The sequence below is a fragment of the Posidoniimonas polymericola genome (assembly GCF_007859935.1).
Taxonomy (GTDB): Bacteria; Planctomycetota; Planctomycetia; order Pirellulales; family Lacipirellulaceae; genus Posidoniimonas; species Posidoniimonas polymericola.
Genome location: NZ_SJPO01000007.1, coordinates 217189 through 234132, shown reverse-complemented (window position 1 = coordinate 234132; position 16944 = coordinate 217189). Strand labels below are relative to the sequence as shown.

The following is a 16944-nucleotide window of genomic DNA, read 5'->3' as shown; positions in this document are numbered from 1 at the left end:
ACTGAACGGAATCATGCGACTCAAACGCCAACAACCACGTCTTGCCTTCACGCTCGTCGAACTCTTGGTGGTGATCGCCATCATCGGGGTGCTTGTTTCTCTGCTGCTGCCGGCGGTCCAGTCGGCGCGCGAGGCGGCCCGGCGATCGGCCTGCGTAAGCAACGTCAAGAACCTGGCGTTGGCGCTGCACAACTACCACGACACGATCGGGCGGTTCCCGGCGGCGGCGGATTTTCCCAACGACAAAAACTGGAACCCGCTGAAGGACAAGTCGCTCTTCCACAACTGGGCGATCCGGATCCTCCCCTACATCGAGGAGCAGCAGCTCTTCGACTTGTTCGACATCAGCGCGACCAGCCGCGTCAGCGACGACCCCAACGGCGATCGCAACTTTGTCGCCCGGGGAACGGATATCCCTATCATGCTGTGCCCCAGCGACCCAGAAAACCGTTCGCACTTTGAGGGGAGCAACGGCAACTGGGCCCGCACCAACTACGGCCTCAACGGCATGCAGTACTGGCCCAGCCAGTACTGGCGAGACATCAAGTCGCCCAGCCCCGGCAAGGCGGACATGCAGTACCAGATCGGCATCAGCGGCTTCAGCGACGGCCAAACCAACCAGGCCCTGAGCCTCAGCAAGATCACCGACGGCGCATCAAAGACTATCCTGATCGCCGAGATGCGGGCGGGCATATCAGAAAACGACCGACGCGGCGTCTGGGCGATGGGCATGTGCGGCTCCAGCTTCCACTGCCGGCACATGGCGTTCCCACCGAACGACTGCGGCGGATTCAACGACGACGTCTACGAGGTGAAGAAAATCGAGAGCCAGGTCGGCATCGACGGCATGCTCGCCCAGTGCATGGGCGCCGACCTCGGGGTCGATGCGAGCGGCCAGTCCGTGGTCCGGAGCAGCCACCCCGGTGGGGCGGTCGCGGCGATGGCGGACGCCAGCGTGCACTTCGTCTCCGACTTCGTCGAGGCGGGCGATTTCCCCCTGGGGGGCAGCGTCCGCGTCGACCAGACCAGCGAAGACAAGTTCCTGATCTGGCAGCGGATGAACGTGGGCCGCGACTCTCTGCCGGTCTCCAACTTCTAGTTCGAGCGCGCCCCCATCGGTTAACGAGCCAATGCCCCCCGCTAGACCGGCCGCGCTTAGGCCCATGCTTTTCACCCTCTTGTCCCTACTGGGGTCTACGCTAGGGTGCGGCGGGGGCCCGTTCGATCTCGTGCCCGTGACGGGAAGTGTCCGCTACGAGGACGGCAGCGTAATCCCCGCGAGCAACTACGAGCTGAAGTTCGTCCCGCAAGTCGAATCGCCAGACGGCGTGCAGTTCCCCAGGGTAGGGACCGCGATTGTGGATTCCAAAGGCGCATTTTCCGCCGCCACGACCCACAAGTACCAGGACGGGCTAATCGTCGGCAAGCAGCGGGTCTACCTGAAAATTGGCCGTGGCCCCGACGGCAGGCCGCTCGTTCCGCCAGAGTACCTCGCGTCGGAAACCAGCCCGCTGGAGGTTGAGGTCTCACGGCGAGGCGCACTCGAGCTCAAAGTCCCGCGGCCGCCCCTCTAAATCACACGCCTCTTCCTAGCCGCGGCTCGACGCGAGACAGCCACGGCGGCGCCCCCTGCGGGTGAAGTCGCCCCAAACGGGGCGGCAAACCCAAATGCCGCGTGTCCGTTCAACCGTCTTCGTCGATGTCGTGGCAGGTCTACCAGTTCCACTCGGAGCGAGGCGAGCGTCTTGAGAAGTGGATGCCAACCGTTTAGAACGCGGCGCCTGTTGCGAGCGACTTAGCCTTGGATCATCTTTCGCATCAGGAGCATCGTGCGTGTGGTGACCCCGCCCATGCGGGCCGTAAAACTGCGGGTGTCGGCGTACTGATCGAAAGTCGTGAACTCGAACCTCTTGACGCCAAGCGACTGGGCGCCGCGGGTGGCTTCGAGCTTCAGCCAGATATTCGCCCACCCCCCCCGCACCTCTTCCGCCACGCAATTAGCGTCCACGGCCGCAACGTCCCTCGAGACCCGATGGGCGAGGATGCAACCCACCACCCGCCCGCCAAGCAGCAGCACCCGAGAGTACCTGGGGTGGAACGCGTCCGGCGCCTCGCCGCGGACCCGCGCCGCAAGGACCTCGCTCTCCCCACCCAGGCAGCGGACGTGAAGCCCCACGACCTGGTCGGCATCCGCTACGTGTAGCGGAACGATTCTGGCGTCTTCGGGAACGCGGCCGCGGCTCACCATACGTTCCAGCAACGGCCCGAGCCGCGGCTCAAATTGCTGCAGCGGAAGCGAGTGCGTCTCGACCCTCGCACAGGGAGAAAAGCCTAACCGCCGCCAGTCCTCTGCGTCGCCACTGTCCGCGTCTACACGCTGCGAAGCGTAGAGTGCTCGGCCGCCACGCGATTGGGCAAGCCCCTCAAGGGCGACAAGCAAGGCCGATCCGACGCCGCGGCGTCGACAAGGAGAGATCACGTGGATCGCTACCCCGGGACCGACAGGGTCCTGACCGCGGAATTCGGCGGTCAGGCCGGCGGCGCCAACTACCAGCCCGTGCTCGCCCTCCACCGCGGCCAGGCAGGTTGCCCCGCGTCCGAGCGGAGGGAGCAGCATTCTAATGGCGCGATCCGAGGCGTCGCACGACTCGATCGAGAACCCCGAGCGTGCTAGATCGAAGTTCACATGCATTACCGTGCTCGCGTGGGTCGCCCTTGTGGCAGGGCAATCACGCCCCGTGCTTAACAAACGCCTTGATCACCCGCGCTTCGCCATCGCCGACGTTGACCAGGCGGTAAGATCCCGCGGCAGCCGGAACGACAAACGTCTCGCCGTAGGCGTACCGCACGCTCCGCCCGCCCGCCTCGACCTCGACAGCCTCCCCCTCGACCAGCATGAGCACGTGGGGCGAACCGTCCGCGCCCACTTCGACCGCCTCAGAAAACTCGACCCGGTGCACATCGTAGAAATGCTCTGCGTGGGTGGGCAAGTGCACTATCCGCCAGCCATCGCCGCGATCTATTTCAGCGTGCTGACTGATCAGCTCCGTGTCGGCACGCTGGCCGCGGCGTCCGAAGTCCAGGTTCGCGTACGCTCGCTCGATATTGAGTGGGCGTGGCTTGCCCTCGAGGTCGAGTCGCAGCCAGTCGTACATTTTGAAGGTAAAGATGTAGGGCGTCGCGCTGATTTCGAGCACTACACAGTCGGCTCCCGAACAGTGCACCGTCCCGCTCGGGATCAGGTACAAGCCGTGCTTCTCCGCCGGGTGAGGACGGACGTGCCGTTCGACGTCGACCTCGGCGCCGGTCTCCCGGCTGTGCTCAAGCTCCTTTCGGAAGGCGTCGGGGTCGATGTCGGGTTGGAAGCCCAGGAAGACCTTCGCCCCCGGCCTGCAGTCCATCAGGTAGTAGCACTCGTCCTGCGTGAAGAGTTCCCCGAACTGCTTGCGGATGTAGTCGGGGCGGGGGTGGCACTGCACCGACAGATTGCCGCCGTCCATCGTGTCGAGGTAATCGAACCGGATCGGGAACTCGAACCCAAACCTGTCTGCGCAGCGGCCGAGCACTTCTCGGTGATGGGCGTGCATCAGCCAGTCGAACGAAAACTCCAGCCGACTCGCCCCGTCGCAGATTACTAGACCGTTCTCCGGCACGATCAGTTCGAACGACCACGCGTAGTTGGGGGGCTCGCCGGGCAACTCGGGCGCCAGCTCTCGGAGCCACTGCCCTCCCCACGGCCCCGGCTCGAACCACGGCCGCACACGGAAGACCGAGGTCGCCTGTTCCCGGAGCGCGTCGCGGAAGGTCTCAGCCGCGATGACAGCTGGCGCATCGGGATCCTGCTCATCGACGAGCCAGGTCAGACGGGGCGCCAGATCGCGTTTGTGCCGGTTGAGCGCCGGCCAGTCGACGAAGTAGAACCGTTTGTACTGAGGCTTCGGCGGCGCCGCCGAAGTAGCGCCCAGGTTTCGCACCACCCCGGCGCGGGATCGAAACTGCAACTCGTTCTTGGGGAGGTCGAGGTAGAACAACGGCCCCGACCACTCGGCTAGCGCCGCGCCACAGCCGTACGCAATCGCCAAGCAGGCGGCCCCCGCGTTTACGGTGGGCTCGCCAGGGAGTTCAGCGAAGAAGTTGGCGAGCGTCCCACTGAAACGCGTCCCAAACAGCGGATCGTCGCCCCCCAGAAACGGTTCGACGAGTTGGTCGATCTCGTCTGTCCCCCGCAGCCAATCGCTGGCGTCGTGCCACTCGGCCTGGATGCCCATCGCCGCCAGCTCGGCGTCCAGTCGCGCACGGAACTCGTCCCACAACACGCCGACATAGCCGTCAAACGTCGCCACGGTCTGGCCCTGCAACAACTCCGCGATGCGGCGGTGGCCGACGGATATCGACCCCTCGGGGACGGGGTGCGTCGGGTAGAGGTGGTACCCATTGCTTGGCGCCCCGGTTGCCTCGCTGCGCATCAGCCGCTGTTCGGTGTGACGAAAGCGTCGCTCGGTTGCCTCGGACATGCGGCCCTATTCGGTTGCGGCTTGGGGCTGATTCAGGGTCGGCGCCGACGGCGGCGCCGCTGGTCCGGAGTGCCCCGCGTCCGCGCGGAACCAACCGCGCGCCTTGGCGCCGGCCGCTGGATGAACCATCCCGGCGGCCAGCAGCAGCGCGCCATCGACCGGCGGCATATCGGGCTCGACGATCTGAGTCCCCGGCGATTGCGCAAGCAGCGCCTCGCGAAGCGGCTCCATGAATACTGGCCCTGCTTTGACCAGGCCACCCACCACAGCGATTCGGAGGTTTTTTTCGCTAAAGTCGAGGTTCGACCGCACCGCCCTCACACACAGAGCCAAATCGCGGGCGGCCGACGCGATCAGGTCGCGGGCGACGGCGTCCCCGTCGGCGGCGTGACGAACCACCCGCTGGGCCAGCGCCGCTATCATCCGGCGGCCGGTCGAGTGGGCGTCCAGCAGAAACATGAGTTCGTTCAGATCGGCAACGTCGAAATGCTTCTTGACGGCCTCCGCGAGAGACGTCCGGCGGCCCCTGCCGTCGTCAGCCATCACCGCGTGTCTGACCGCCTGCAATCCAAGCCAGTACGCGCTCCCCGCGTCATCAATGGTCGGGCCCCATCCCCCCGATCGCCACGTCTCTCCGGCTCGGCTTACGCCGAACGCCGCCGAACCAGTTCCGGCCACGAGGACGATGCCCTCCCCGCCAGAGAACGCACCAGCGGCGGCGGCACGGAGGTCGTGGTCGACTTGAATCTTGTCGGCGGGCGCCATGCGCAGTTCGTTCGCGATCCGGTGGATGCACGCCCGATCTTGGTCGGTCACAACGCTCCCCAGACCAAGGAACGCGGAGTCGGCCCGCCTGGGCGCCACGCCGGCGTTGCGCCAGGCCTCGCCCAGGGCGTGGGCGATGTTGTCGCGCACCACGGCAGCCCCAACGTTGTGGTAGTTGCCCGGGCCTGCGGAGCCGACTCCGTAGAACGCGCCGGCGCTCCCGCAGACGGCCACCCGGGTCTGGGTGCCGCCGCCGTCGACGCCGATGATCGTCAGGGCGGGATCAGATTCCGCGCTGTTCATTGGCTCCGCCCAGTCCTATTGAATCCATCGGACGAACCAGCGGTCGACTCGCGGACAACCAGCTGGGTGTCGATCAGCACCTGCTTTGGGAACGCGTCGCCACCGGCGAGCAGCTTCAGCAGCGCGTCGTACGCGGCCGCCGCGAGCTGATCCGCGGGTAACCGAGTCGTTGTCAGCGGCACCGGCAGCAGAGCGGCGACCGGGTCGTCATCGAAACCGGCCAGCAACACTGAGTCGCCCACGAGGACGCCCGCCTCGCTGAGGCCCCGCGCCACAGAGGCCGCCATCCGATCGCTCTTGCACAAGACGCCGTCTACCTTGTGCGAATTGATCAACCCGCGGCAAAAACCCGCGTCCACCTGGTCTGGGAAGAACGCCAGGTCCTCGTCGATCGAGAGGCCGTTAGAGCCAAGACCCTCGCGGTAGCCCAGCAACCGCTCGTGCACAGCGGTCGAGCGTTCAGGGATGCCAACAAACGCGATCCGGCGGCAGCCGCGTTCGATCAGGTGCCGAGTCGCGATAGCCGCCGCGCGTCGGTTGTCGAAACCAACCCGGATGAGGTCGCTGCGGTCTGGGTAGGCGACGATATCTCGGTCGACCAGCACCACCGCCTTGCCGGCGGCCCGCAGCAGATCCACCACCTCCTGGTTCACGGCCGCCTCGTCCACCGGCATTTCCGCGGCGTAGTACAGCACCCCTCGGACCGGCCGCGAAGCGAGCTCTTCGGCGGTCCGCAGCATCGCCTCCCGTCGATCGGGCAGCCGACTCGTGAGACACTGCAACACCAGCTGAACGTTGTCCGCCGCGGCCAGATCGGCCAGGTGGTGGTGAATCTCACCTTCCACGTAGGGCAGTTCCGAGAGCGAGCCGACAAACAATGGGCAGTACGCGATCGACGAGGCTCGGATGGTCGTTGCGCCGTCATCGCCGCCGGCGACAAACGTGCCCGACCCCTGCTTGCGGACCACCATCCCCGAATGCCCCAGGTCCCTCAGGGCCCGGGCCACCGTGGTCCGCGACGCCGCAAACTGCTTCGACAAACCCGCCTCGGTTGGCAGCCGGTCACCGGGCGCGTAGTCGCCGCGGGAGATCGCGTCGGCGATTTCGTCGAACACGACGCGGTGCAATGGCTTTCGCTTGTCCACTACCTTCTGACCTTCTTCGCCGCCGCGCAGGCGGTCGTCACGACTGCGGTTGTTACGCCTCTCCAACACCACGCGGCGACGCCCGCTTGCAGCGATCCCGCGCACTCGATCGGGGTTTTCGGTTCTGTTGATGATCGTATCGCTCACTGCTGATGGGGTCGAGCCGAGCGTGCCGGGCCGTCGGCCCGCTGATCGCCGCCGCCGGGGATCCTCTGAGCCCGCCGAGTCGCCAGGCGCCGCCGCGTTTCGTCCTGGCAGGCCTGCCGCCCGCGGGAGCCTTCTGCGAGGCATTCCGCTAGCCATCGCAGGGGCGCCAGGCAACGCTGGTCCAACCTCACTGCGGCTTGAAACGCCCCGGCTGCGTCGTCGGTTCGACCGAGTTGGACCAGCGCAACCCCCAAACGGTAGTGAGTGCGCCAATCGCCCGGCCTCTGCTCGATCGCGTCGAGGGCGTGCTCCGCGGACTGCTCGAATGCCGACCGCCGGCACAGCGCGGCTGCCATCCCGTGCAGCGCGGAGTAGCTGCGGGGATTTGTGGCGAGTTCGCGTCTGAAGGCTTCCTCGGCCTGCTGGGCGGCCCCCACCCGCAGGTACGCCCAGCCAAGCTGAGCGTGCAGCTCGGGGCGCGACGGCTCGAGATGCCTCGCGTATTCCAGCTGCTCGGCAGCCATCGGCAGCTGCCGCATTCCAAGCAGGACTGCGCCACGCAGGTGGACCACGTTTGGAGTCTCGACCCCGCTGTGCATTAGCGTGTCCAGGCAAGGCAAGGCAAGGCGCATCTCCCCTAGAGCGTAAAAGAGCTTCGCTACCCTCAAGTTGAGCTCGAGGTCGTCCGGCGATTGCAGCAAGAGCGCGGCGGCGGCCTCCTTCGCCTGAGTAATCTCGCCCGATGCGGCGCGCCGCTCAATCTCCGCCATAGCCGTCCGCCGGCGTTCGCGCTGCTCGACCGCCTGCTTCCGCTCCTGCTCTGGATCGCGGTATCCGAGCGCAAAGAGGTGCCGCACGTCACGCTCGCGACGAGTTGGCTGGCTGTTCATGCTTGTCGAGTTTGCACACATAAGCAGGGCGGCTACCCAAGGTCTTCTGCGGATCGGTCGGCAATCCGCCTACGGCTGCATGGCTCGGCGGGTTCTGCGTAGCAGAATGCCAACCACGCCAACCAGGCAGAGAGCGGCCAACAGCATGGAAGTCGGCTCCGGCGCCGCGACGGCTAATCCGCCCCCGACATCGCCTGCCTGGATCGCAACCCCGGGCTCGGACTCGTAGGCAAACCCGGTAACGAGCCCAGTCGCGTCGGCTTCGTTGGTGATCTGCACGCCGATCCAGCCGTAGACGTAGTTCGCTGGGTCGTCGACGTCGTCGGGTCCGTTGATGGAGGGAAACGGGTTGTCCGGGTAAATCGCGTCGCTCAGGTCGATCCGCACGCCCAGGAAGCGTTCGGCTCCGCCGAGCCCGGCGAACTGTGGCGTGTCGAAGATCGTCTCTGGGTTGGAACCGAACGACGCGTCGATCTGCCCCATGTCTTCATCAATGAGTCGGTTCGTACGCAGCACGGTGCCATTGCCAAATGCGTTGTCCGACTCCTGGAACTCGTAGCCCAGCTCCGGGCCGATGCTGGAGCCCGCCTCGAGCGCCGAAGGGTAGCACCCCCCACCGCCAAACGGGCCGCAGAGCAGCTGGTCGCTGACGTAGCCGTGGTCCTTGCTGCCGCCGGCGGGCGCCTTGCCGTAGCTGTTGACGAAAACGTCATAGTCGGCCTGGTTGATCTGCCCATCGAGGTTGCCGTCACCCGGCACGCCGGTCTGGCCCTGGTTGTCTCGCCAGACGGTGTAGTCGGCGGCGTTCCAGAGGTCGTCCCCGCTGTAGTCGGGCGGGGTTCCCGGGAAGGTGGCGAACGCGTCGATGGGGGACAGCTCGGACGCGACTGGATTGGCGCTCAGCGCGCCGTTGACGTCGTTCTTGTCGAGTTGCAGGTAGTCGAGCGTAACGCCGTTTAGCTCGACGCGGTCGTGATCCAACTGGAACTCGACATTGCCGTCACCGTCGAAATCGATGTCAACGGACTCGTTGATTCCGAAGGGCCGATCGGTGAGGTCGGCGATGACCACGCCGTCTGCCCGCTGACCGGCGGCAAGGCCCACCGCCCCGACGGTTGAAAGGTAGGTCGCGAGCCTGCGGCCGAGCGGATTGTTTCCCGCGTCGGTGTTGCGTGAAGAGAGCGCCATAGTTGCCCTGCCTGATGGGGTCGGTGTTGGTGCCGTTTACTCAAGCGCAGCGGCTGGCGGTCGCGGGGCCGTGCCGACCCCGCAACCGCCAACTGCAGATTCGAAACTAGACTCGCCGGCCGCGGGTCCTGCCGAGCGTGCGGCGCCCGAACAATGCCAGAGCCGCCGCCCCTGCGATCAGCAGCGAGCTAGGCTCGGGGACCTGGCCAGCCAGTATCGGCTCGCCGGGGACGTCGTTGTAGGCGAACCCAACGACCTCGCCCGTGGCGTCGGCCTCGTTGGTGATCCGCACACCCACCCAGCCGTAGCTAAGGGCGTCAGAACCCCCGTTGAAGTCGATTGCCAGCCCGACGTAGCCAACGTCGCCATTGAGACCGGTCCACCCGGCTGCGCCGCCCGGCAGGGTGGTGAGCGTGCCCGCATCGGCATCGAGCTGCCCGGCGTCCTCGTCGATCAGACGGTTGGCGCGGATTGTCGTTCCGCCGCCCACGTAGCTGGAAGACTCCTGGAACTCGAACAGCCCGCTCGACCCAAGCCCGATGGTGTCGCCCGCGGAGAGCGCTGTTGGGTAGTTGCCGGAGATATCGGTCAGGTAGCCGTGGTCGTCGTTGATGCCGACCGGTCCCGCGTCTGGGAAGTCGACGCCCGGCAACGCCAGGCCGACCTGGTCGTTCTTGTCGATCTGCAGGAAGTCGATGTCGGCGCCGTTGAGCTGCGCGCGGTCGTGATCGATCTCGAAGTCGATCTCGCCATCGCCGTTGAGGTCAATCTGCACGGACTCGTTGAGGCCGAACGGCGTAACAACGCTGTTCCCGACTATTCCGGCCGAGGCGTCGGTAGCGGACGCCGCGCCCACGCCCCCTGCAATCAGCGCGTACCGGGCGAGCCGTCGACCGAGCCGCTCGCAGCTGTCATCCGGCATGTTAATGTTGGTTTGCATGTAGGCGTCTCCAGGTGAGTAGAAAAGATTCAACGATGAGCCTCACACCCGCAATCTCTGCTTTACTGCTGACGTTCCTCAGCCTTTCGACTCCGACCGCAACTCAAAGCTCGCGTAGGGCGCGCCGCAGTCCGGCGCAACCTCGAGACCCAGCACGGAGGTTCGCTGGTACCTCTCCGGGATCGACACGCTCGGGTGCTCGATCGCCACCCGGTAGGTGCCGTAGTTCACTCCGCGGAACCCCTCGGATCCCGCGGGCATGACCTCCGCAGGGATCGAGACTACTGCGGAGCCACGCCGTCCCGTGACGCCGCTCGCGGTATTGATCTGGTCGCCCAGGTAGCCCTCTGGCGTGAGCGTCACCGTGGCGTCGGACAGGGGCCGGCCGTCGAGGGTCACCTTGCACGACAGCGAGACGATCGCGATCTTTGCGTCCCGCCATTTTCCGAGCCGGGTCTTGATCTCGGCGGCAGTGATGACGCCATCCCCGTCTGAGTCGTAGAGGGCGGCCGCCGCTTCGAGCCCGGGGCACGCCGCGATCTCCTCGGTGGAGAGCGCGCCGTCGGCGTCGGCGTCGTACATCTCCATGGCCGCTGCCGCGGCGCCGCCAGGGTTTACCTTCGGGATCGGGATGGCCGGACTCCCACTGCCGCAGCCGAGCGAGCAGCACGAAGCGAGCATTAACAGGGGGTGCAAGCGATGGCAAGTGCGTGGGGCGTTCCAGCTCATTGGAGGTCCATGACCTCGCCGTCAAACCGGCTGCACGCCCGGCTGAACATCAAGACGTCCACGCTGTAGGCGATCGAGCGGACCGACCCGTCGGCAAACGCCGCGTTGAACACAGCGGGGTGGGCGGCGCCAAAATTGAACCACAGGTCGGCCGTCGTGTTGTCCTGCAGAGGACCTATGTCCCCCGCGCCCTGAGGGTCTTTGAATGCCCAACGATAGATGTCCCGATCGTAGCCCTGGTACATGCTGTGGTTGTCGGCTCCGCCCTCGCCGGTCTCGTAGTAGAGCGGGGTCAGAAACTTCTCCGAGGCCACCACAGTCTTGCTCGTACCGTCGATAACTTGGCTGATCTTGACTTCGCTCCCCAAAAACGAGACTCCGGACTGGCCTTTCTGAGGAGGGAACGCGTAGATCCCGCGGTCCACCCGAGCGTAGTTATTGGGGAACGAGAACGTCTGATACTGGTCGGTGCCCTCGTCGTAGAACCACTCGCCCATCTCGCCGTCACCGCTGTTGGCCGCGTAGTCGGTGCGGGCGACAGCCTCGGGTTCGTCGGAGTTACGGACCGCGAAAAAGCCTGAGCCGATCACGTAGGGGTACGCCGTGGCCCGCCGGCGGCTCGGGCAGTTGAAGATGCTAATGGCGGTTTCTTGCATCTGCTTCGCGCCGGCGAGCTGCACCGGCTGGTAGAGGCCGCTGGGATCGCCGTCGCTAGGGAGATCCCACACCTGCTGCTCTTCGACGAATGGCAGGATGTGGTAGACCCAGCCCCCCGGCTGCTTCTTGCCAAACCCGCGGTCGGCGTCGCCTACCCACTGCGCGGCCCAACCGCCGGACGGGAAGAAGCTGTGCGTGTCGTGGTGATTGGCGTACCCGAGTCCGATCTGCTTGAGGTGGTTTAGACACTGAGATCGGCGGGCGCTCTCACGCGCGGCTTGAACTGCTGGGAGCAGCAGCGCAATCAAGACGCCGATAATTGCGATCACCACTAGCAATTCAACCAGTGTGAAACCGCGTACGACCGGGCGACGGTAGCTCATGATAGGCCGTCAGCCCCCATTTGGGTTGGGGGCCTTGTCGTGGAGGAGAAGACGTTGGGAAAAGGTGCGCGGGAGGACGCGCCGCTCGCTGGCGAGTTCGCCAACGAAGAAAACAATAACGGAAAACAAGTTGTTGTGTCAAGAAAAATATGTTAGCGTCATATTTGTTGCAACAACTTTGCGGCGGTGCTATCAGCCACGCCGCGAGTGACGAACGATCGCAACGACTCTTCTCTCTCCCTTCTCATCGACTGCCTGCTCGGGCGCCAAGTCCATGGTTGCAAGAGGTCTGCTTCTGCACCTACCGCTCGTCGTGGGCTGCCTGTGCAGTATCCGACTTGCTGCCGACACCGTAGTCACTCCGCATGCCACGCCCGCGTCGGTGAACGCCGATCGGTACACGGCACAGGTCGCCTCGGATGGATGTCTTACCAGCCTAGCGATTGACGGCTTGGAGTTTCTTGACGCAGCGGTTTCGGTGTCGAATGGCGCCTACTTTTACCAGAACGGCCCATTGGCGATGTCCACCGTTCTGCCTGCACGCAATCGAATCACCTGCCGGTCGGACCGCGCGGGCGTCGAGTACCACTTCGCAGACGATGGGATTGAGCTGGCGTTGTGCAACCGCTCAGAAGCACCGCTAGTCTTCTTCATTGTGCTCGCCGAGCAGTTCGACGCGCTGCAGGGGCCCAACGGCGATTGGAGCCGCCAGGCTACCGAGGCAGCGTGGGACGAAGTGCGCTGCTACCGTTCCGATGCCGTGCTCGAGATTGTCGGCGCGGACCGCGTCTGGGGCCCGTGGCAAGGGACGCACCAGGTGGTGGAGGTGAAACTTGAGGCGGGCGAATCACGCGGCGTCGGCTTGCACATCGACCGCGTCACCGACAAGGAACGCGAGGCGATAGCGGAACTCTACGTCGCCGCCCAACGGGCGCACGAGGGGCGGGCGAGGATTGCTTCGCCCCAGGAATTCCAGGTGTTTCAACGCACTTCCCCCAACAGCGGCCCGGTGCTCGTCAGCGGCCAAGTGTCTGCGGGGACGACTGGTTGCGAGTTCCGAGTCGCAGGCGGCGCGGGCTCTGCGGCCCCCCTGCCTGACTGGAGCCCACTCACGTTCGATTCGCAGGGACGGTTCAATGAAGTCCGCCACCTACCTAGCGGGGGTTGGTATCGTCTGGATCTCCGCACCTCCGGACCCGAAGGCAAGTCGTCAACTACGAGCGTGGCGCGGTTTGGCGTTGGCGAGGTGTTCGTGGTCGCCGGCCAGTCGAATTCCACCAACAGCGGCGAGCACCGCACCACCCAGCAGAGCGGCCTGGTCGCGGCGTTTGATGGAACAGCCTGGTCACTCGCCAACGATCCACTCCCGGGCGTCGCGGATCGCACCCAGGGAGGTAGCTGTTGGCCGGCCTTCGGCGACGCCCTCTCGGCCCGCACCGGTCTGCCGGTCGGCATCGCTAGCACCGGGTTCGGCGGCACGTCGGTCGCCCAGTGGCGACCCCACGGGGATCTGCTGGACGGAACGGTCTCTCGAATGCGAGCTTTGGGCCCGGCGGGATTTCGTGCGTTGCTTTGGCATCAGGGTGAAAGCGACTACCTGACTCCTGGCGAAGTCTACTTTTCTCGGCTCCGAGAGACGATCTGCTGCAGCCGACTGCAGGCTGGCTGGGAAGTCCCTTGGATGGTCGCCCAAGCCTCGTATCACAACGCCGAGCACCCCGCCTTTGACCACATCAGGAAGGCCCAGGAACGTCTCTGGCGGGAAGGCATCGCCCACGAAGGCCCCGACACCGATCAACTGCAGGGTGACCACCGCGATCTCGGCGGACGCGGCATCCACTTCAGCCCGCGCGGCCTCAAGGCCCACGGTGAAGCATGGGCGGAGCTGGTAGGTGATTATATCGACAGCGTGGTGCAGCCTCGGACAGGAGCCGTAAATGAATAGGCTCCGTCAGGTTCGCTTCTTCGTAATCCTGGTTGCTGCCCTGCGCTTCGGGGCGCCGATCGCCAATGCCACCCCGCCAGCAGCGACAACAGCATTCGATTGTGTCCGTTGGCCCGAAGCCGAAGCCCTCTTTCACCGGGACCCGCGCTGGCGGGGAGCCGACGGGGCAGCCTCGATCGACCTGGGCGAGGGACGCGTGCTCTGGCTGTTCGGCGACACGTTCATCGCGGCGGCCGACAGCCCGCGACGCGCAGGCTCGACCTTCCTGCGCAACTCGGTCGCCATCCAGACCGGATACGACCCCACCACGGCCACGTTTCAGCCGTACTTTCAAACCGCAGAGGAAGCCCCGCGGGACTTTTTCTCGGCGGCCGAAGGCAAGTGGGTGTGGCCCGGCCACGGCGCGATGGTCGACGGGCGTCTGCTGCTGTTCTTCATGCGCGCCGCCCCACAAGAGGCGTGGCCCAAGTTCGTCATCGAGGGATGGGAAGCCCGCCTTGTCGAGAACCCTACGGCCCCTCCAACGGCGTGGCGATGGCGCGACCTTGATTTGCCTCCGCTCGCCAGCACCGGCGACGTCAACCTGGCCGCCAGCGTGCTGCAGGACACTCACTTTGTTTACGCCTTCGGAACGAATCGGTCTCCTAAGCACAGCGGCATCGTGCTGCGGTGGGACCGAGAGGACGTGCTTGAGGGCGACCTGACCGCACCCAGCTTCTGGAACACCACCGCCCACGAGTGGCAGTCTGTGCCGGCGCCCTCCGACGACGGACTCACGACCCTCTTCACCGAAGCCCAGGAAGAATACTCGGTACACTACGCTGCGAGGCTCAAACAGTTCTTGCAGGTCCAGACGCTTGGGTTTCCGCTTGGGAAGATTGCCGTACGCACCGCCGACGCCCTGACTTCCTCTTGGTCCGCGCCTAGAGTCGTGCACACACCGGTAGAAACGCATTGGGCCGAGGGGACGTTTGTCTACTCCGCCAAGGCCCACCCAGAACAGCAGACCGATGGCCTGGCCATGACCTACTGCACCAACACCAAAAACGACTTGCAGGTCTTCTCCAATGAGTCGTACTACTACCCGCGATTCCTGAAGCTACGTTTGAAATCAGCGACAACCGACAGGGACGCCCCCGAGACCCCCTAGCCAACGCCCCGCGGCGCCTGACCATGAGAATCACCCCCCTGCTGCCAGCGGTCATGTTCGCCCTGTGGGTGGCGCCCTCCTGCTTGGCTGGGCCGGCCCCCGAGGACGTGATCCCCTCGCTTGATGAACTCGGCTCCGAGTGGCTCGACCCAGCCGAGGTCGTGCACATGCCGTCGCTGCACAACTTCCACGAGATGGCCGCCTGCGAGCCAACCTTGCTGGGGGTGAACTACAACCCGGGCGGCCGGCTGTTCGCTGCAAAGCTGGTGAGCCACCGGCTCGAGTACGACACGCTGCCGCGGGTCGAGCTGAGGATAAACGGCAAGGCCCGGCCGGCCCAGTCGTGCCGCTGGTTTCCTCACCAGGCCGTCCGCCGGGCAGTGATAGACGGCGTCGAGATCGAAACGACGGTCCGCCTCGTATTCGAGGCGCCCGGCATCCTGTACCGCGTTAGACTGGCGAATCCCGGTCAAAGGACGACAGAGCTGAGCGTCGAGATCACCGCGCCCGGGGCGGCCGTGGGAGCAGGCCAACCGATCGTTTACCAGTCTTCGGAGCCGCGGATGCGGGTCGAACACCGCTTCGCACGAGCTCCCGACCGGCTCACAGTCACGGACGCCACCACCGCCGCCGCGTGGCGGGTAGAGCTGGCGGCGGGCGAGGCCCGCACCCTAGAGCTGGTCATGGCTCACTCACCACTAGATTCCGCTGCCGACTCGACGCGAGCCAGTGAGTGGGCCAACGACTTCGCGGGCTTTTGGGACGCGGTACAGCGGCGCTGGGCCGAGCGATGGCTGCAGGCGTTCACGCCGGGCAACACTCACTTCTCGGGGCACGCCCCACTGCTCGTGACCGACGACCCGGCAATCCGTCAGATCTACTACCGCAGCGTGCTGACCCTGCTGGTGCTGCACCGCACCAACCTGGCGATGAGCGACCGCGTGTTCATCACCAGCGGCGAGCGTGAGCGGGGCTTTGTGTTCTACTGGGACACCTCGATGTGGTCGAAGCTCTTCGCCCTGCTCGAGCCGGCGGCGATGAAGGAGCAGCTCAAACTGTTCCTGGAAGCCGACCCGCACGGCGGCTTTGTCTACAACATGGACACCGGCAAGCAGGGCCCCGGCTGGTACGCGGCGAACGATATGACCATGTTCCGCCTAGCCAACAGCTACCTTGCCGTCACCGGCGACGAAGAGTTTCTGCACGAGCAGGTCGCCGACCGCACAGTGATCGATCACCTCGAGAAGCTTGCCATCGGATGGCGCAAGCTGCGGCGGGACCCGAGCGTCGCCCTAGCGGACTACGGCGAGAACGAGAACCTGCTGGAGTGCGCTCCGCGGTACATCCACCGCGTCCCCTCGTTCAACGCGGCGAACGTGTGGATGATGCGCGTGGTCGCCGACTACCGAGAACAGTCGGGCCAGCACGAGCGAGCCAGCCAGCTGCGTGGCTGGGCCGACGAGGTGGCGGCCGCGGTCAACGACCTCTACAAACCGGGCGACGGCGTCTGGCACGCTCTGCACCGCGATGGCGAGCGGGTTGAACTCCGGCACTGCTACGACTTTGTCTGCGTCGGCCGATTCATGACCGACGACCTGCCCCCGCAAACCAAACGCGAGATGGTCGATTTTGTCGAGCGGGAATTGCTAGCCCATCACTGGATGCGCGCTATGTCGCAGCGTGACGAGGCCGCCCAGATCTCTGACCGACCTGACCACGGCCCCATGGGCGCCTTCGACGCCTGGCCGGCGCTGACCGCCAACACGATGTGCCGGCTGGGCGCCTGGGATGAGGCGGTCTCGTTCATACGAAGCACCTCCACCGTGCTCAACGAGGGCGTCTACGGCCAGGCCCACGAGTTCTACGGGCCCGACCGCAACCAGCCCGACGCCCCCCTGCGCATCGCGGCCCGCGGGTGGTGCCTGCGGGAGTGCGTCGGCGGCGGCGCCTTCGCCGAGTGGGTGATCGAGTCGTTGTTCGGCTACACCCCGGAACTTGGACGAGACCTGCAGCTGCTTGCGCCGCAGCAGCCGCGTGGTTTCAACGGGCGGCTCTACAACGTCGGCTTCCACGGCCGCAGCGTTGACCTCGTCAGCGACGCCAGCGGCGTGCGGACGCTGCCGGCCGACTAGCGATCCTCGACCCGCTTTCGACCCCTCCAGCCTGCCGTGGCGTCCTCTTCTCCGAG

General features: G+C 65.6%; 14 protein-coding genes. 5 read left to right on the top strand and 9 right to left on the bottom strand.

Annotated features, from left to right (window positions below):
- Positions 1 to 13 precede the first annotated feature (13 nt).
- Positions 14 to 1099: a DUF1559 domain-containing protein gene (locus Pla123a_RS15540; RefSeq protein WP_146588571.1), complete on the top strand. Its 1086-nt coding sequence runs from the start codon at positions 14 to 16 to the stop codon at positions 1097 to 1099.
- Between the two features lie 136 nt (positions 1100 to 1235).
- Positions 1236 to 1574: a hypothetical protein gene (locus Pla123a_RS15535; protein WP_146588569.1), complete on the top strand. Its 339-nt coding sequence runs from the start codon at positions 1236 to 1238 to the stop codon at positions 1572 to 1574.
- Positions 1575 to 1795: 221 nt separating this feature from the next.
- Here Pla123a_RS15535 and Pla123a_RS15530 read toward each other — a convergent pair whose 3' ends face one another.
- From Pla123a_RS15530 to Pla123a_RS15490, 9 genes are all read right to left on the bottom strand, one after another.
- Positions 1796 to 2692, bottom strand: a complete 897-nt coding sequence (locus Pla123a_RS15530; RefSeq protein ID WP_146588567.1) for a GNAT family N-acetyltransferase — start codon at positions 2690 to 2692, stop codon at positions 1796 to 1798.
- 37 nt (positions 2693 to 2729) lie between these two features.
- Complete coding sequence (locus tag Pla123a_RS15525; protein ID WP_197528009.1) at positions 2730 to 4514, bottom strand: class I mannose-6-phosphate isomerase; 1785 nt, start codon at positions 4512 to 4514, stop codon at positions 2730 to 2732.
- 6 nt (positions 4515 to 4520) lie between these two features.
- The gene (locus tag Pla123a_RS15520; protein ID WP_146588565.1) at positions 4521 to 5582 is read right to left on the bottom strand and encodes an N-acetylglucosamine kinase; all 1062 of its coding nucleotides are present in this window, start codon (positions 5580 to 5582) and stop codon (positions 4521 to 4523) included.
- A complete protein-coding gene (locus Pla123a_RS15515; protein WP_197528008.1) occupies positions 5579 to 6727 on the bottom strand; it encodes a GntR family transcriptional regulator in 1149 nt (382 codons plus the stop codon). Before Pla123a_RS15515 ends, Pla123a_RS15520 begins: the two co-directional genes overlap by 4 nt.
- A gap of 143 nt (positions 6728 to 6870) precedes the next feature.
- Positions 6871 to 7764 (bottom strand): tetratricopeptide repeat protein, encoded by an 894-nt coding sequence (locus tag Pla123a_RS15510; protein WP_197528007.1) that lies wholly within the window; start codon positions 7762 to 7764, stop codon positions 6871 to 6873.
- A 69-nt stretch (positions 7765 to 7833) separates the two neighbouring features.
- On the bottom strand, positions 7834 to 8952 hold the full coding sequence (locus tag Pla123a_RS15505) for a PEP-CTERM sorting domain-containing protein (RefSeq protein WP_146588560.1): 1119 nt from the start codon (positions 8950 to 8952) through the stop codon (positions 7834 to 7836).
- Between the two features lie 106 nt (positions 8953 to 9058).
- Entirely contained in the window at positions 9059 to 9892 is an 834-nt protein-coding gene (locus tag Pla123a_RS15500; RefSeq protein WP_146588558.1) for a PEP-CTERM sorting domain-containing protein, read from the bottom strand.
- A 78-nt stretch (positions 9893 to 9970) separates the two neighbouring features.
- A complete protein-coding gene (locus tag Pla123a_RS15495) occupies positions 9971 to 10573 on the bottom strand; it encodes a hypothetical protein (RefSeq protein ID WP_146588556.1) in 603 nt (200 codons plus the stop codon).
- Between the two features lie 44 nt (positions 10574 to 10617).
- A complete protein-coding gene (locus Pla123a_RS15490; RefSeq protein WP_146588740.1) occupies positions 10618 to 11661 on the bottom strand; it encodes a DUF1559 domain-containing protein in 1044 nt (347 codons plus the stop codon).
- A gap of 520 nt (positions 11662 to 12181) precedes the next feature.
- Here Pla123a_RS15490 and Pla123a_RS15485 point away from each other — a divergent pair.
- The 3 genes from Pla123a_RS15485 to Pla123a_RS15475 are packed head-to-tail and all read left to right on the top strand — an operon-like array spanning position 12182 to position 16888.
- Entirely contained in the window at positions 12182 to 13606 is a 1425-nt protein-coding gene (locus tag Pla123a_RS15485; protein ID WP_197528006.1) for a sialate O-acetylesterase, read from the top strand.
- Entirely contained in the window at positions 13599 to 14756 is a 1158-nt protein-coding gene (locus Pla123a_RS15480; protein WP_146588552.1) for a DUF4185 domain-containing protein, read from the top strand. The genes Pla123a_RS15485 and Pla123a_RS15480 overlap by 8 nt, the downstream gene beginning before the upstream one ends.
- A gap of 23 nt (positions 14757 to 14779) precedes the next feature.
- Positions 14780 to 16888, top strand: coding sequence for a hypothetical protein (locus tag Pla123a_RS15475; RefSeq protein WP_146588551.1), 2109 nt, complete (start codon positions 14780 to 14782; stop codon positions 16886 to 16888).
- Positions 16889 to 16944: the final 56 nt, after the last annotated feature.

Excerpts from the sequence above, each read along its gene's own strand:
- Pla123a_RS15500 (WP_146588558.1), bottom strand. The coding sequence starts at position 9,892 with ATGCAAACCAACATTAACATGCCGGATGACAGCTGCGAGCGGCTCGGT.
- Pla123a_RS15475 (WP_146588551.1), top strand. The coding sequence starts at position 14,780 with ATGAGAATCACCCCCCTGCTGCCAGCGGTCATGTTCGCCCTGTGGGTG.
- Pla123a_RS15510 (WP_197528007.1), bottom strand. The coding sequence starts at position 7,764 with ATGAACAGCCAGCCAACTCGTCGCGAGCGTGACGTGCGGCACCTCTTT.
- Pla123a_RS15505 (WP_146588560.1), bottom strand. The coding sequence starts at position 8,952 with ATGGCGCTCTCTTCACGCAACACCGACGCGGGAAACAATCCGCTCGGC.
- Pla123a_RS15525 (WP_197528009.1), bottom strand. The coding sequence starts at position 4,514 with ATGTCCGAGGCAACCGAGCGACGCTTTCGTCACACCGAACAGCGGCTG.
- Pla123a_RS15520 (WP_146588565.1), bottom strand. The coding sequence starts at position 5,582 with ATGAACAGCGCGGAATCTGATCCCGCCCTGACGATCATCGGCGTCGAC.
- Pla123a_RS15540 (WP_146588571.1), top strand. The coding sequence starts at position 14 with ATGCGACTCAAACGCCAACAACCACGTCTTGCCTTCACGCTCGTCGAA.
- Pla123a_RS15490 (WP_146588740.1), bottom strand. The coding sequence starts at position 11,661 with ATGAGCTACCGTCGCCCGGTCGTACGCGGTTTCACACTGGTTGAATTG.
- Pla123a_RS15495 (WP_146588556.1), bottom strand. The coding sequence starts at position 10,573 with ATGCTCGCTTCGTGCTGCTCGCTCGGCTGCGGCAGTGGGAGTCCGGCC.
- Pla123a_RS15530 (WP_146588567.1), bottom strand. The coding sequence starts at position 2,692 with ATGCATGTGAACTTCGATCTAGCACGCTCGGGGTTCTCGATCGAGTCG.
- Pla123a_RS15480 (WP_146588552.1), top strand. The coding sequence starts at position 13,599 with ATGAATAGGCTCCGTCAGGTTCGCTTCTTCGTAATCCTGGTTGCTGCC.
- Pla123a_RS15485 (WP_197528006.1), top strand. The coding sequence starts at position 12,182 with ATGTCCACCGTTCTGCCTGCACGCAATCGAATCACCTGCCGGTCGGAC.